Here is a 15,096-nt window from a genome sequence, read left to right on the forward strand (position 1 = left end):
TCCCCACCTTAACGACCATCTCCCCTTACCCATGTCGGGCTTTCCCCCGGATTTTGCCTCCCTGCTTCCCCTATTCCATGGCGCCATTGATCTCGGTTTAGTCATCGGTTTGTTTTACCTACTAAGCCGGGTCTTTGGTGAAAATCAAACCCTATGGATTATGCGGGGGATGTTGGTGTTGATGGTGGCCCAAGTGGTGAGCGATCGCCTCAACTTGGAGCTGTTGAAATTTGTGCTGGAAAAATTTGTTCTCGGCACAGCGGTGGCCCTAGCGGTGATCTTCCAGGCGGAAATAAGACGATTTTTAGAACTTCTGGGGCAGGGAAGATTTTTAGAATTATTGCGGCGGCGTAGTTCTAGCCCCCCCAGCACCGATGCCATTGATGAAATTGTTGATGCGGTCAAAGAACTGTCTCAAAATCGCATTGGCGCTCTAATGGTAATGGAGGCCCAGGGCATTTTGGACAGCCGTATTTTTCTCAACCGAGGAGTGGCCATTGACAGTAAATTGTCCAAGGAACTATTGCAAACTATTTTTCAGCCCAAAACCTTGCTTCATGACGGCGCCATTTTCATTCGGGGCTCTCGATTAGTATCCGCCGGGGTAATTTTGCCCCTCTCAGAGCGCAGTGCTTCCAGGCAATTGGGCACTAGGCACAGGGCTGCCATGGGCATCACCGAAAAAAGTGAAAACTGTCTTTGCATTGTGGTTTCTGAGGAAACTGGCTCCATTACCCTGGCCCGGGGGGGAAATCTCAACCGTCCCCTCACTAGCAGTAAACTAAAGGAATTGCTGGAAACTGAATACGCTCCCCCTACGGAGAGGGAGTCCGTTACCCCCCAACTCAGCCGCCTGAGCCGTAGCCTGAGTAACCAAAGTTGGGGAATACTCAAACGTTTACTTTGGCTGCCTTCCTCAACTGCCCAAAACGACAAAAAATGACTATTAAACCTGTCATCTTAGAAACATTACCGCCGGACTTAGACCGGCAACGGTTACCCCAACATGTGGCGGTCATCATGGATGGGAATGGCCGCTGGGCAAAGCAGAGGGGTATGCCACGGATTATGGGGCATCAACGGGGGGTGGACTCCTTAAAGAATTTGTTGCGTTGCTGTGATGACTGGGGAATCTCCGCTCTGACGGCCTATGCGTTTTCCACTGAAAATTGGGGGCGCCCTTTGGAAGAAGTGGAATTTTTAATGACCCTGTTTGAACGGGTGCTACGGCGGGAATTGAAAGAAATGATGGCGGAAAATGTCCGCATTCGTTTTGTAGGCAATCTCACCTCTTTGCCCCATTCCCTCCAGGACGAAATTGCCCGCTCCATGGAGGACACAAAAAACAATACTGGTATTCGCTTCACCGTGGCCACTAACTATGGCGGCCGCCAGGAAATTGTCCATGTCTGTCAGGCGATCGCCAGGGAAGTACAAGCGGGGGACTTAGACCCAGAGGCCATCGACGAAGGAATGGTGGAAAAATATCTCTACACAGAAGGTTTATCCCATCCCGATCTGCTTATCCGCACCAGTGGGGAGTTAAGGATCAGTAACTTTTTGCTCTGGCAAATGGCCTACGCAGAAATTTATGTTACCTCGACCCTCTGGCCAGACTTTGATCGCCAGGCCTTTCATTTAGCATTGCGGGACTATCAACAACGCCATCGCCGCTTTGGCAAGGTTTAGAATTACTACGTAGAAATTGAATTTGTCTTGGTTTACCTTTCAATTAGCACGATTAAAGTCCCCGAGTTTAAACAAATTTTAAACAGCCTGCGATAAAATCAACTAGTTTTCTTGAGCCTTTGCTATGCCCCAAACCCAACCCGGCATTGAGGATTTTCTCCTGCGCCAACTGCGTCATCCCCAAGAAGAAGAGGAAGAAGAAGATTATTTTGACTACTTTTATGACGAGCCGGGTAGTGAACCGGGTACCCTCAGCATTGAACCCGATGCTCCCCCTTCCCGCATTGTGTTGGTGGACTATAGTCCCAGCCACGCTGTGCGTAAATCCGATATTAGTCCCAATGCCCTGAGGCCTTATTTGGGAACAAACACCGTTTCCTGGATGGATATTGAAGGTCTAGGCAGTGAAGAAGTTCTCAAAGAAGTGGGGGAAATTTTCAAATTACACCCCCTACTTTTAGAAGATATTGTTAACGTCCCTCAGCGGGCCAAGGTTGAAGATTATAACGATCATGTGATGGTTATTGCCCATCGGGTACGGCCTAATCGAGAAGAAGATGGTTTTGAAAGCGAACAGGTAAGTTTTGTGTTGGGCAAGCGCTACCTTTTAACTTTTCAAGAAGGACACATTATTGACTGTTTTAATCCTTTACGGGAGCGAATTCGCACCAACCAAGGCAAAGTCTGCCAACAAGGAGCAGATTACCTTTGCTACCTGTTAATTGATATGTTAATTGACGAATACTTTCCTCTGTTGGAAGACTATGAGGAACGCATTGAAGCCCTAGAAGACACCATTATTCGTAATCCCAACAGTTCATTAATGGAAGAAATTTACCATATTCGCCGGGAGTTATTAGCCCTGAGACGGCTAATTTGGCCCCTGCGCCATGTGATGAATGTACTTCTACGGGATACCACCAATTCCATCGTTACAGCGGACGTGAGAATTTATTTTCGAGACTGCTACGACCACATTATTCAGGTATTAGATATTATCGAAGCTTATCGGGAATTGGCCTCTAGCTTGATGGAGGTTTATATGACTGCTATGAGCAATAAAATGAACGAAGTAATGAAGTTTTTAACTGTGATTTCGACTATTTTTATTCCCCTGACTTTTATCGCCGGGGTTTATGGCATGAACTTCAAAGAAATGCCAGAATTAGAAAGTCCCTGGGGTTATTACATTACCTGGATGATAATGATTTTAATTGCCGGTGGTTCCCTTTATTTCTTCTGGCGCAAAGGCTGGCTTAGCCCATCTTATGACTTGGGGGAAAAGTAGCTTGGTAACTATCGACCATACCTTGATTATTTAAGGAAATTTTGGAGTATTGTCAAAAGGTATTTAAGCGGGTCGTTGCTCAATAATATCTTTTGCTTAATCCTTCGTCTAATTGTTGTTATGGTCATTTCTAGTAAGACTGAGGCGATCAAATTCACCGAAAAGCCTGTCAATAAAGACCTTAGAGGCTATTTATAAAGTTTTGTGAAAGATGGAAGGAGTAAAAAGAGTGAAAATTAGAGGTAAGAGCAGAAATAGGAAAAGAGTATGAGTAACAAAAGAAGCTACGAAAAAGACCTGAATGACAGAGAATGGGAAATCCTGGAACCAATGATTCCGCCAGCCAAACCTGGAGGACATCCGAGAACAACGGATATGCGGGCGGTGTGCAACGGCATTTACCACCAGCTCAAAATGGGTTGCCAATGGGCAATGTTACCCAGAGAGTTTCCTCCCAGCAGCACAGTCTACAGCTATAGCTACTAAAGCAATGCCGTACCCAGAGGGGCAAGAGTATGGAACCAACAGCCCTAGCAGCAGATAGCCAATCGGTGAAAACCACCGAAAAAGGGGGAGGTGTACGGTTTTGATGGAGGAAAAAAGGTGAAGGGAAGAAAGCGCCACTTAATCGTTGATAGCCTAGGCTTAGTCTTAAAGGTCATAGTGACTGAAGCCAACGCTAGTGAACGCATTGTCGCCGCTTATGCTCTGATGAGTTTGCTCGAAGAGGGAAGCCAATTACTTCGGTCCGTCAAGACTTTGTTAGTAGACCAAGGATATAGAGGTGAAACTTTTGCCTTGGCCATTTGACTGTTGATTCAGGCCAAAGTTGAGGTCATTAGTCGTTCAGGGAAATCCTTTTTAGTTTTACCTAGACGCTGGGTTGTGGAGAGGACCTTTGGTTGATTGAACTGGTATCGACGTTTGAGTAAGGATTATGAGCATTTGGTAGAAATGAGCGAAGCCGCCATTTATGCTGTTATGACTCGCATTATGCTTCGTCGTCTTTCTTCCTCTTCTCCTTCTTTCACTTTATAAATGGACTCTTAGTCGAATCCGGTAAGTTTACGGAACTTGATATTGAAAATTTGGTGAAAGAAGTGCGGGATTTGTCGAAGCGATAAAGAGATCGCCTTTTAAGTAGCTTGCGGTTGATTGTCCATCATTTACTGAAGTGAGATTATCAGCCCGATCGCCGATCCCGTAGTTGGCAAGGAACAATAGAGCGAGAAAGGGCAAATATTAATTTTATCCCCAGTCTGGAAAGTCAGTCGGTCTAGGGTAACGGTTTGTTACGGGTGTTAGGGGTTGGGAGTTTGTTGGGTAAGCTGGTGGATGTCGGTTCTCGATTGGGATTCCTATGTCGGACATGATGATCCGGGTGGAAAATTTAGGCAAAAAGTACATGATCGGTCACCAAAAGGAAAGTGGCTCGAATTATGTGGCGTTGCGGGATGTGCTAGCAGATGGGGCCAAGTCCCTGGTGAAGCAGTTTACGGGCCAAGGCAAAGGCGATCGCCGCCCAATCCAAGAAGAGTTTTGGGCATTGAAGGATGTGTCGTTTGAGGTGAAGCGGGGGGAATGCGTTGGCATTATTGGCCGCAATGGGGCAGGGAAATCGACGTTATTAAAAATCTTGAGTCGGATTACAGAGCCTACTACCGGCAGGATTGAACTCCATGGCCGGGTGGCGAGTTTGTTGGAGGTGGGGACGGGGTTCCATCCTGAACTAACGGGGAGGGAAAATATTTATTTGAATGGAGCAATCTTGGGAATGAGTCGGCGGGAAATCAAAGCGAAATTTGATGAGATTGTGGATTTTGCAGAGGTAGAAAAGTTCCTTGATACACCAGTAAAGCGTTATTCTTCGGGGATGTATGTGCGGTTGGCGTTTGCGGTGGCGGCCCATTTGGAACCGGAGATTTTGGTGGTGGATGAGGTGTTGGCGGTGGGAGATGCGGCATTCCAAAAAAAGTGTTTGGGGAAGATAGGGGAGGTGAGTGAGAAAGAGGGAAGGACTGTTTTATTTGTTAGTCATAATATGACGGCTGTTGATCAGCTAACTGCTAAATGCTTGCTTTTGGAACAAGGGCAAAAAATAAATTTCGCTAAAAGTAATGATACTATTTTCCAATACTTAAATCTTTCTCATGACCTGAAACAGAAGAATAATATTTATGAGAAAAAATCAAGCGACTTTGATAAAAAAAAAGAAATTGAATTTTCCCGCATAATAATCAATTATGGTGAACAATATTTGAGAGGAGAAATTACATACTTCGTGTACAGGAAAGTAGAGAGCGTAGTTGCAGTGCAGCTGTCAAATTCTCATGGAGCAAATATTCTAACTATTAGAGATACTGATAGTGATCCTATGTTATTCAAAAAAAACAAAGGAATCTATAAAGCTGAGTTTTCAGTTTCTTTAGATTCTTTAATCATTGACACATATTATTTAACTTTTTCATTAGCTAACATGGTAGATAGAAGATATGAGTTTTTGGAAAATTTATTGTCGTTTGAGATTAGTTTGAGTAAAGATCCAGCTTCAGGTTGGTCTCGTAGTGGAATTATTTTTAAAGAGTCCCAATGGAAAGTAAGCCTACTACAAGATCAATTAGCTTGTGCATAATCAATTTTAAATTTTAAATTCGAAAAATGAAGATAAAAAAAGTATATTTATTATTCCTATTGATTATTAATGATTTGAAAAATAAATTTTTTGGAGAGATTTTTCCAAAAAAACCAATAACCTTGAACCTATTGGTAAATGATGTTTGCAATTCTCGCTGCCAAATGTGTCTAATTTGGCAAAATAAAAAAGATGTTGAAATTAGTCCAGAAGATTTAAATCAAATTTTGCAAGACGATTTGTTCAGTCAAATTAAATACATAGGGGTAAGTGGAGGAGAGCCTACTCTTAGGAGTGATTTGCCTGAGTTATTTAGGATAATTTGCTCGAAAAAACCTAAGGTTTTAGGAGTGGGGATTATCACTAACGGAATTATCGAGAACACCGTTAAACAAAGAGTTTTAGACTGTGCGGAAATATGTAAACTTCATGGGGTATCTTTCAACGTAATGATATCTCTGGATGGTTTAGATAAAGTTCATGATAATGTTAGAGGTAGAGAAAACAACTTTCAATCGAGTATATCCTTATTAAAATTTTTTCGTGAAAAAACCGATATCCCGGTTTCATTTGGATGTACTATTACGGCAACTAATTCTCTATTTGTCGATGAGCTACTTGACTATGCAAAATCAGAGGGAATATATGGTAGATTCAGAGTCGCGGAATTTATAGATCGTTTATATAATAAAAATCAAATTGAATATATTAAATCTTTTGATGATAAAACCAAATATAATTTGGGGCTACTTTTTTTTCGTTTAGAACATGATTTTGAAACAGTTGCTACTTATCAGAAAACTTATAGAAATATTAGGGGAATGTTAGTTGAAGGTAAGTCCAGAAGCATTGGATGCCCTTATCAACTTGATTCAATTGTTTTGAGCTCTCGCGGTGATTTACTCTACTGCTCTCCTAAATCTCCAATTTTAGGTAATACTATGCAAGTATCAGCAAAAAGTATTTATTACTCTAATTTAAAAATTAGAAAAGAAATTGCTAAAAATCATTGCCAATCTTGTATTCATGATTATCATGAGCCTGTCACTTTTGAAGAAAAACTATCTTCATTTTTAAAACATATAAAGTATAAGATTACTTATGATTGCCAAAATTTACTTAATCAATCTTCTGGGATAATTAAGGAACAGCAGATCATTCAAGACATACCACTATTGACATCAAAAACAATTCTAATTGTTGGTTGGTACGGCACCGAAACTGTTGGTGATAAGGCAATTTTATGGAGCATTATAGAGCAATTAAAATCTAGATCTAATCCACCTCAAATAATTTATCTTTCTAGTTTGTTTACTTTTGTTTCTCACTGGACAATCAAAGAGTTAGAACTTGATCAAATAAAGGTGATTGAAACTTATTCATCACAATTTGAAAAAATTTGTTCAGAAGCCGATGAAATTATTATGGGAGGCGGTCCATTAATGGATATTGAACCCCTTAATCATATATTATATGCTTTTATTCAAGGCTCAAAGACTAAGGCAATTAATCGAATTGAAGGATGTGGAATAGGCCCTTTAGTTTCTCCTATTTATACTCAGGTTGTTTCTGAAATATTCAGATTAGCTGATCATATTACTTTGAGAGATAATGCTTCAACCCGAAGATGCAAGAAAGAATTTAAAATTTCCCATGTTAAAACTGTTCCCGATCCTGCCACCAACTATGTTTTAGAAATTAAACAGAAATTAGATAGAAATTTTAATGGTAGCCCACCATTAGGCTCAAAGCCTAATATTTCCTGTTTTTTAAGAGAATGGGGAACAGACTATGCAAATGGACTAAATGAGTCAAAATACAACTGTTTAAAGGAAAAATTTGAGACTCAATTAGAGCAATTTATTTTATTTATTGCACAAAATAAAAAAACAGATATCCATCTTTTACCTATGCACTCTTTTTATGTTGGGGGTGATGATCGTATATTCAACCGATATTTAGCCAAGTCAATGCAATTACATTTGAATGGTTGTTTAGATAATATTCAAGTAAAATTTACAAGAGAATCGATTTCTCCTTTGGAAATTATAACAACAATGCATCATGCTAAACTTAATATTTGTATGAGATTTCATTCTGTTCTATTTGCTGAGACATTAAATGTTCCTTATCTAGCTATAGATTATACTCAAGGTGGAAAAATTAAAGCATTTTTGGAAGATAGAGGAAAACTAGAAAAATTAATACCTCTTCAGGAAATTGCTGAAGGTAGATGGAAAGAAAAAATTAAGCAGTTACTATAAAAAAATATGCGGCGCAAAAATAAATGAAAATTATTTATATCAATTGCTCTGATGTTATAAGCGCACTGCCAATAGAATAGAATTAAATGAGCTAATTAATTTAACTTGATTAAATTTTAAATGCCCCAAAAAATACGTGAACTGAAAGCAATGCTCCTAAAGGTTGTATTCACCGAGCGTGCAGGCAAAGGCAGTCATTCAATCTGGATTCATGAAAAATTGCCAGAACTGCTCATTACTATTGCAGGGAAAGATCGGGAAGATGCTAAAATTTATCTAGAAAAATATATTAAATAGAGATTAAAAACTGAAGTTATTACAATAATCTTGCATTACAGTATGGTAATTATCTGGTCAGAAGAAGATAAATGTTTTTTAGTTCATCTTCCCCTCTTTAGATTTCAATAATTTCATACCCATGGTGATACTTATGAAGAAGCCCCAAGATGAGGGCAGGAGGTCATTGATAGCTACCTCGAAATTTGTCAAAAAGGGAATAAAACCTTGCCAATGCCTAAACTGTCATCACAACTTTTACAGACAATCTAACTCGTGAAAATTCTCCATATTAATCAATCTGATATTTCTGGTGGTGCGGCGATCGCCTCCTATCGTCTTCATCAAGGATTACTATCTCAAGGCATCGACTCAAAAATACTGGTTGATATTAAAAAAACTAAGAATGATCATATTAAGCAAATTAACCGTAAACGCAACTTAGAAAACTTAATTTCTCGCTTTAATTATCGTCTTGGATTAAATTATATTAGTCATTTTAACACTTTTCAATTAACCCAAGATAATTTTTACCAGCAAAGTGATATTCTTAATCTTCATAACCTACATGGTGATTATTTTAACTATCTCGCACTAGCCAAATTAACCCAAGAAAAACCTGCCGTTTGGACACTCCATGATATGTGGAGCTTTACAGGCCATTGTGCCTATAGCTATGATTGTAAAAAATGGAAAACAGGTTGTGGAAAGTGCCCCTATCTCAACGTTGTGCCTACTGTTCCCAGAGACAACACAGCGATAGAATGGAAATTGAAAAGCTGGGTCTATCAGCGTTCTGATCTAAACATTGTTACCCTTAGCAATTGGTTAACAGAACTAACGAAAAAAAGTATGCTTAACCGCCTTTCAATCCATCATATTCCCAATGGTGTAAATACCCAAGATTACCAGCCACTAGATCCGTTACTATGTCGCTCTGTTTTGGGCATTGCTCCCAAAAAAAAAGTTTTAATGTTTGTTGCTTTTGGACTCAGCGATCCTCGTAAAGGTAGCGATTTATTAATAGAAGCATTACAAAATTTACCTGAATCTCTTAAAAAAGAGACTATTTTATTAACACTAGGGGAGGGAGGTGAAAATCTCAGGGAAATAGTGAGTGTTCCTATTATAAGCTTAGGCTACGTCAGTGGTGATAGGCTTAAAAGCATTGCCTATTCTGCGGCAGACCTGTTTGTTTTTCCTACCCGGGCAGATAATTTACCTCTTGTATTGCAGGAAAGTATGGCTTGCGGCACACCAATGGTTTCCTTTGCTGTTGGTGGCGTTCCTGATTTAGTACGTCCTGGAATTACCGGCGAACTCGCCCAGCCAGAAAATCCCCAAGATTTTGCCCGAAAAATTGTTGAGTTACTTGAAGACAATAAGAAGAGGGCTAAACTCGGCCAAAACTGCCGCCATATTGCCGAAACAGAATATCCCATCGAACTGCAAGCCCAGCGCTATATTCAGCTTTATCAACAAATTCTTGGCAAAAAGAACATCGCGTAAAATAAATTGTACAAGACCGACCAAAAGCTTAACTAGACTGATTTAAAATTAAATCTAAAGCATCAACCATAAGACAATCATAATCAATCATTTTGGCTAACTCTTCACTAGAATAACGACCCTCAAACGCCTCGGTCGCGGCTCTTGCTAAAGCAATGCGATAACTATCTGCCAAAGCCTCCCTTAATTCATCTTGAGATAAATAAGTCCCACCTGCCTTACGTCGTCGATTTGTTTTCTGAATTTCATCAACTGAATTAGCGATAAATAAATCCCAAGAGCGAGTACTGCGCTTTTCCGCTTGTTGCTTAATTAAATGTAGGAGAAGTATTTTGGCGTAACTACTAATTTTGTTGATTTTGTCATCTTTGCTCATCTCCGTCATCTCCTCCACCAACACCAGAGCCTCGGGTATATTACCCTGAGTTAACAACATTTTGAGTTCCAGTAACTCCTCCATAATTATTCTCTCAGAAACAATCAATAAAGGTCTCAGTCTTGATTCTAGCACTCCCCTACCACGCCAAAGTTAATTATCTAAAATAACGACCTTAGCAAACCAGCACTGCCATCATTAATTAGACAACCCATTGTAGAAAATAATTGGGTTAGAGAACGATTACGATTGATCACCATTGGAATGCAATTCAGATAAAAGATATTTTGTAGAGATAGTAGTTACGAAAGTAGACATTAGCAGTAAAAAATTAAGCAGCTTAGCAGCCAAAGCCATCAACAACTCCTCAGCAAAGAGCGTACCATCTAGAGAGGTCTTAACGGCGATCGCCTCGATTAAAAGCTCAATGCCGTGGGGGTCAGTTAGAATAAACGCCATATCGTTGGCGGACTAGACTCTAATCAATGACCATAGCACTAGATACAAGGATGATCTATCCTAAGTTACTATGTTTGACTGACCACAAGGCGCTCAGGAATAATACCGTCAATGGCAGGAGAGCAATGCTGAATAAATAAAGCTTTGTAACTTTTTCTTCTCCGGCGATCGTACTTGTATGGCGATCGGGAAGAATAACTCATAACTCTACCCTTGAAGCCAATAATCATAAGCGAAGTGAAAGAACCCGTTTACGTCATCATCCCTGTCCACAATCGCAAAGCGATCACGTTGCAATGCCTGGAAAACCTGAAAATTAATAATGATTTAGATAAATATCATGTAGTAGTAGTGGATGACGGATCTACCGATGGCACCAGTGAGGCTATTGGAATCCAGTATCCGGATGTCATTCTTCTACATGGCGATGGTAATCTCTGGTGGACAGGGGCAATCAAAATGGGAATGGAATATGCTTATGAACAAGGCGCAGAATACTTCATTTGGCTAAATGATGATTGTTATCCTGAAAAAGGTGCCATTGACTTATTGATTAATACCTGTCGATTTAGTTTAAAAACTATTGTAGGAGCACAGTCATTTGATTCTAAGACAGGTAGTCCAAGCTATGGGGGAATTAAAATTATTAGAAACAAAATTTTCCCAATTAATGCACTAGAAAAAGTTTTAACTTTATGTGATGGTTTGAATGGAAATTTAGTCTGTTTTCCCATTTCTGTTATCGATGATATTGGCTACCCACCGTCAGATATATTGCCTCAATACCATGGTGATTCTACATATACAAAGCTTGCGAAAAACGCAGGATATATACTATTCATCAATGGTAAAGCAATTTCACTTTGTGACAACCAACATCTTCGGGTATCTTGGCTTAATCCAAAAAAATCAATACTTGAGTATTGGCAAGATTATTTTGAAATTGGTTCTCCTTCCTACTGGAAAGCTGAAGTTTTCTATTATAGAACTATGTTGGGAAATAAAGGAATCATCACTTACTTTTATCAAAAAATAATACGATTTTGGTTGTTTTTTTTACTAAATCAGGTCACGTCTTCTTCATTTAGAAAATCACTGTCAAAAAGTATAAGGCAATGAAAATTACTTACGATATTTCGATCCTAGGACAGGGTCATGCTAATCCTAAAGCACGAACAGGTATCTATCGCATGGTGGAATCGTTGCTAACGGAAATAATTAAAGTAGAAAACCTTGACTTCAAACTGGTAGCCTTAAATAAAAATAGTAGTTACTGGGATTCATTAGCAGCAGAAATTTATTTGGAGAGTATTGATAGTTACGATTTTTTTTACTCATATTATCCTGCTAATTTCAGTGTTTTCTTTTATAAGAGTTTAATCAGAAACTATCGTCTTATTTTGCAGAGTAATATGGGCAAGAAAAATTTTGTTTATAAAATGGCCCAATTTATCAAAATTTTATCTGAATCAATAGACAAAAAATCTACAAAAATTGATCTAACTTACCAGGATTTTTCACTATATCATTCTACCTATTTCCCTCTTCCTTTGTTACCACAACAAACAACAAGACTGCTTACAATTTATGATTTAATTCCACAAATTTTTCCTGATTTTGTGACCCCGAAAGTTTTAAAAAGGGGACTCGAAATTTTAGATAGTGTTGACATTACAAAAGATTGGATTATTTGCATATCAGAACACACCAAGCAAGACTTTTGTCAATATACCGGCATGAACCCAGAACGAGTCTTTGTCACTCCCCTCGCTGCCAGTGATAACTTCTATCCCGTTACTGACTCCCCTCTCATCGCCCAAACCCAGAAAAAATATCACATTCCCCCCGAACCTTATTTATTAAGCCTCTGCACTCTTGAACCGCGCAAAAATCTAAAATTCCTACTCCAAAGCTATGCCCAACTGCTCGAACAAGACCAAACCATCGCAATTAACCTTGTCCTGGTTGGCGTTAGTGGTTGGAAAAACAATGACATTTTTCAAACAATCCAAAATCATCCTCTTCTCAAAAAACGAGTCATCGTCACCGGCTATATTCCTGATCAAGACCTTAGTGCCATTTATAGCGGTGCCTTAGCTTTTGTCTATCCCTCCCTTTATGAAGGTTTTGGTCTACCGCCCCTTGAGGCTATGCAGTGTGGCACTCCTGTGATTACTTCCAACACCAGTTCTTTGCCTGAAGTAGTTGGCGATGCCGGTATTATGATTGACCCCAACGATCAAGACCAACTTAGTCAAGCCATGCTAAATCTAATTAACAGTTCAACATTGAGATATGAACTAAGTCAAAAAGGACTGATAAGAGCTAAACAATTTAACTGGGAAAAATGTGCTGCCCAGACAGTCGAAATTTATCATCAAATTCATCACGCCTAAGATTAAACTCTCAATGCAATTGCTCTATACTCTCACTGCCTATCCTCCTGCGATCGGCGGGGCCCAACTTCATCAACATCTCATCGCCCAACACCTCAAAAATAGACATCAGATTCAAGTCGTTAGCCATTGGAATCAAAATCGTACCGACTGGTTGCGGGGCACCACTATCAACGCTCCTAATCAACCCTTCGACTACACGATTGACCAAATACCTGTCCATCGCTTAGGCCTAGACTCTACGGAAAAACTAAGATTACTACCCTATCTTCCCATTTATTATCCTTTGATGGGCCTTGCCCTTCCTCCGATTACCAAGGCGATCGCCGAACAACTCAATCCCTATGCCCAAAATGCCGACTTAGTTCATAATGTCCGTATTGGTCGAGAAGGACTTAGCTACGCCTCCCACCAAATTGCTAAAAAATACGATATTCCCTTTGTTTTTACCCCTGTTCATCATCCCCGCTGGATCGGATGGCGTTATCGAGCTTACATCGAATTATATAAAAAGGCTGATGCTATCGTTGCCCTTACCCAAACCGAAAAACAAATCCTTATTGGTCTTGGTGTCAGACCCGAACTTATCACTGTCACTGGCATGGGGCCAGTTCTTGCTGAAACCGCCAACCCCCAAGATTTTTACAACCGTTATCAAATCCAAGAACCGATCATATTATTCCTTGCCCAACATTATCCTTACAAAGGTTATCAACAACTATTAGCCTCCGCTCCCCTTGTCTGGCAAAAATACCCTAAAGCCCAATTTGTTTTTGTCGGCCCCGCCGTTGCTAACTCTGAAAAATACTTTAAAAATATTGATTCAAGAATTCATCGATTGGGGGCTTTAAAACTACAAGATAAAACTAATGCCCTCGCCGCTTGCACAATATTGTGCGTTCCTTCTAGTCAAGAAAGCTTTGGTGGCGTTTATACTGAAGCGTGGCACTTTGCCAAACCCGTCATCGGTTGTAATATTCCCGCCGTTGCTGAAGTTATTGACCAGGGCATCAACGGCTACCTGGTCAGTCAAACCCCCGAATCCATAGCGGAAGCAATTTTTAAACTATTAAAAAACCACCACCGAGCCCAAGCTATGGGTCAAGCTGGACAAAAAAAGCTACAAAACCAATATACCTGGGAAGCTATTGCTCATAAAACTCAAGCACTGTATTGTCAACTAATGAAATAAAAACTAATTCAAACGAGCCTCTATCATTTTTATTATTACCTCCGGCATATAAAACTTTGCTTGCCAATCTAACTTTTCTTTAGCCTTCTGAGGATTGCCTCGATTCACTGCCAGGTCCGTTGGTCGGAAAAAACTCGGATCACTCACCACATAATCCTGCCAGTTCAAATTGAAATAGGAAAAAGCAGTGGCTACTAACTCCTCCAAAGAGTAACTTTTTCCCGTTGCAATTACATAATCATCTGGTGTTGGTTGTTGCAACATCAAGTACATAGCCTCTACATACTCCGGCGCCCAGCCCCAATCTCGCTTAATACTCATATTTCCCAAGCATAATTGATCAATGTCACCCTGGTAAATCTGACACACAGAATCAACAATTTTTTGCGTTACAAACCGGATAGGTCGTAATGGAGATTCATGGTTAAACAAAATTCCTGAACAAGCAAATAAATCATAGGCTTCACGATAGTTCGCAACTTCCCAAAAAGCTGTTGCTTTGGCAACTCCGTAGGGACTCCGGGGCCGGAAAGGTGTCAATTCATCCGCCGCTCGATTTCCAATATCCCCAAATGACTCACTCGAACCGGCATTGTATAATTTAATCGGCTTTTCCATAAAGCGTATCGCCTCCAGTAAGTTGAGTGTACCTGTAGCAATACTTTCCAGGGTTTCCACTGGTTGGTCAAAAGACAAACCCACAGAACTTTGACCCGCCAGATTATAAATTTCATCAGGTTGGCTTTTTTTAATTATTTGCAATACACTCCGAAAGTCATTCAATGCCATTGATTCCAGTTTGACCTGTTCTTTGATTCCTAGAATGGTCAAATTACGAAAATTGGAAATCTGAGCATCCCGAGAAGTACCGTAAACAAGATAATTTTTTTGTAAAAGATACTTAGCCAAATAAGCGCCATCTTGACCAGAAACGCCACAAATCAAAGCCCGTTTCATACTCACGATTATTTTATAGATATCAATATCTTAGCCTTAAACTACAGCGCTCTCCTAT

General features: G+C 39.9%; 14 protein-coding genes and 1 pseudogene. 11 read left to right on the plus strand and 4 right to left on the minus strand.

Going from position 1 to position 15,096, the window contains the following annotated elements:
* Positions 1-31: 31 nt before the first annotated feature.
* The 8 genes and pseudogenes from cdaA (at position 32) to D082_RS07165 (ending at position 9,658) form a co-directional block, all read left to right on the plus strand.
* Positions 32-943 (plus strand): diadenylate cyclase CdaA, encoded by a 912-nt coding sequence (gene cdaA, locus D082_RS07130; RefSeq protein ID WP_028948553.1) that lies wholly within the window; start codon positions 32-34, stop codon positions 941-943.
* Positions 940-1,689 carry a polyprenyl diphosphate synthase gene (gene uppS / locus D082_RS07135; protein WP_028948554.1) on the plus strand — a complete coding sequence of 250 codons (750 nt, stop codon included), beginning with the start codon at positions 940-942 and terminating at the stop codon, positions 1,687-1,689. Before cdaA ends, uppS begins: the two co-directional genes overlap by 4 nt.
* 124 nt (positions 1,690-1,813) lie before the next feature.
* Positions 1,814-2,977: a magnesium/cobalt transporter CorA gene (gene corA, locus D082_RS07140; RefSeq protein WP_028948555.1), complete on the plus strand. Its 1,164-nt coding sequence runs from the start codon at positions 1,814-1,816 to the stop codon at positions 2,975-2,977.
* 267 nt (positions 2,978-3,244) lie between these two features.
* Positions 3,245-4,015 (plus strand): annotated as a pseudogene (locus D082_RS18060) (IS5 family transposase).
* 322 nt (positions 4,016-4,337) lie between these two features.
* Positions 4,338-5,609, plus strand: coding sequence for an ABC transporter ATP-binding protein (locus D082_RS07155; RefSeq protein WP_028948556.1), 1,272 nt, complete (start codon positions 4,338-4,340; stop codon positions 5,607-5,609).
* A gap of 26 nt (positions 5,610-5,635) precedes the next feature.
* Positions 5,636-7,873, plus strand: coding sequence for a polysaccharide pyruvyl transferase family protein (locus D082_RS07160; protein WP_051738752.1), 2,238 nt, complete (start codon positions 5,636-5,638; stop codon positions 7,871-7,873).
* A 120-nt stretch (positions 7,874-7,993) separates the two neighbouring features.
* Complete coding sequence (locus D082_RS18695) at positions 7,994-8,170, plus strand: type II toxin-antitoxin system HicA family toxin (protein ID WP_144428722.1); 177 nt, start codon at positions 7,994-7,996, stop codon at positions 8,168-8,170.
* Positions 8,171-8,425: 255 nt separating this feature from the next.
* The gene (locus D082_RS07165) at positions 8,426-9,658 is read left to right on the plus strand and encodes a glycosyltransferase family 4 protein (protein WP_028948557.1); all 1,233 of its coding nucleotides are present in this window, start codon (positions 8,426-8,428) and stop codon (positions 9,656-9,658) included.
* A gap of 28 nt (positions 9,659-9,686) precedes the next feature.
* Here D082_RS07165 and D082_RS07170 read toward each other — a convergent pair whose 3' ends face one another.
* The 3 genes from D082_RS07170 to D082_RS19305 all read right to left on the minus strand — a co-directional run bounded on the left by D082_RS07170 (position 9,687) and on the right by D082_RS19305 (position 10,696).
* Positions 9,687-10,118 (minus strand): DUF29 family protein, encoded by a 432-nt coding sequence (locus tag D082_RS07170; protein WP_028948558.1) that lies wholly within the window; start codon positions 10,116-10,118, stop codon positions 9,687-9,689.
* A gap of 159 nt (positions 10,119-10,277) precedes the next feature.
* On the minus strand, positions 10,278-10,493 hold the full coding sequence (locus D082_RS07175; protein ID WP_028948559.1) for a hypothetical protein: 216 nt from the start codon (positions 10,491-10,493) through the stop codon (positions 10,278-10,280).
* A gap of 68 nt (positions 10,494-10,561) precedes the next feature.
* Positions 10,562-10,696, minus strand: coding sequence for a hypothetical protein (locus D082_RS19305; protein ID WP_255356941.1), 135 nt, complete (start codon positions 10,694-10,696; stop codon positions 10,562-10,564).
* A gap of 34 nt (positions 10,697-10,730) precedes the next feature.
* Here D082_RS19305 and D082_RS07180 point away from each other — a divergent pair, with 34 nt between their 5' ends.
* From D082_RS07180 to D082_RS07190, 3 genes are read left to right on the plus strand one after another with little or no spacing between them, the layout of a single operon-like run.
* Positions 10,731-11,612 (plus strand): glycosyltransferase family 2 protein, encoded by an 882-nt coding sequence (locus D082_RS07180; RefSeq protein WP_202963103.1) that lies wholly within the window; start codon positions 10,731-10,733, stop codon positions 11,610-11,612.
* Complete coding sequence (locus tag D082_RS07185; protein WP_028948561.1) at positions 11,609-12,889, plus strand: glycosyltransferase family 1 protein; 1,281 nt, start codon at positions 11,609-11,611, stop codon at positions 12,887-12,889. The genes D082_RS07180 and D082_RS07185 overlap by 4 nt, the downstream gene beginning before the upstream one ends.
* Before the next feature lie 13 nt (positions 12,890-12,902).
* On the plus strand, positions 12,903-14,081 hold the full coding sequence (locus D082_RS07190; protein ID WP_028948562.1) for a glycosyltransferase family 4 protein: 1,179 nt from the start codon (positions 12,903-12,905) through the stop codon (positions 14,079-14,081).
* Positions 14,082-14,084: 3 nt separating this feature from the next.
* Here the strand turns inward: D082_RS07190 and D082_RS07195 are convergent, their stop codons facing one another.
* On the minus strand, positions 14,085-15,038 hold the full coding sequence (locus tag D082_RS07195) for a GDP-mannose 4,6-dehydratase (protein WP_028948563.1): 954 nt from the start codon (positions 15,036-15,038) through the stop codon (positions 14,085-14,087).
* Positions 15,039-15,096: the final 58 nt, after the last annotated feature.

The organism is Synechocystis sp. PCC 6714 (assembly GCF_000478825.2).
Lineage (GTDB): Bacteria > Cyanobacteriota > Cyanobacteriia > Cyanobacteriales > Microcystaceae > Synechocystis.

Coding starts and splice junctions, on each gene's coding strand:
- cdaA (WP_028948553.1), top strand. CDS start 32: ATGTCGGGCTTTCCCCCGGATTTTGCCTCCCTGCTTCCCCTATTCCAT.
- uppS (WP_028948554.1), top strand. CDS start 940: ATGACTATTAAACCTGTCATCTTAGAAACATTACCGCCGGACTTAGAC.
- corA (WP_028948555.1), top strand. CDS start 1,814: ATGCCCCAAACCCAACCCGGCATTGAGGATTTTCTCCTGCGCCAACTG.
- D082_RS07155 (WP_028948556.1), top strand. CDS start 4,338: ATGTCGGACATGATGATCCGGGTGGAAAATTTAGGCAAAAAGTACATG.
- D082_RS07160 (WP_051738752.1), top strand. CDS start 5,636: ATGAAGATAAAAAAAGTATATTTATTATTCCTATTGATTATTAATGAT.
- D082_RS18695 (WP_144428722.1), top strand. CDS start 7,994: ATGCCCCAAAAAATACGTGAACTGAAAGCAATGCTCCTAAAGGTTGTA.
- D082_RS07170 (WP_028948558.1), bottom strand. CDS start 10,118: ATGGAGGAGTTACTGGAACTCAAAATGTTGTTAACTCAGGGTAATATA.
- D082_RS07175 (WP_028948559.1), bottom strand. CDS start 10,493: ATGGCGTTTATTCTAACTGACCCCCACGGCATTGAGCTTTTAATCGAG.
- D082_RS19305 (WP_255356941.1), bottom strand. CDS start 10,696: ATGAGTTATTCTTCCCGATCGCCATACAAGTACGATCGCCGGAGAAGA.
- D082_RS07185 (WP_028948561.1), top strand. CDS start 11,609: ATGAAAATTACTTACGATATTTCGATCCTAGGACAGGGTCATGCTAAT.
- D082_RS07190 (WP_028948562.1), top strand. CDS start 12,903: ATGCAATTGCTCTATACTCTCACTGCCTATCCTCCTGCGATCGGCGGG.
- D082_RS07195 (WP_028948563.1), bottom strand. CDS start 15,038: ATGAAACGGGCTTTGATTTGTGGCGTTTCTGGTCAAGATGGCGCTTAT.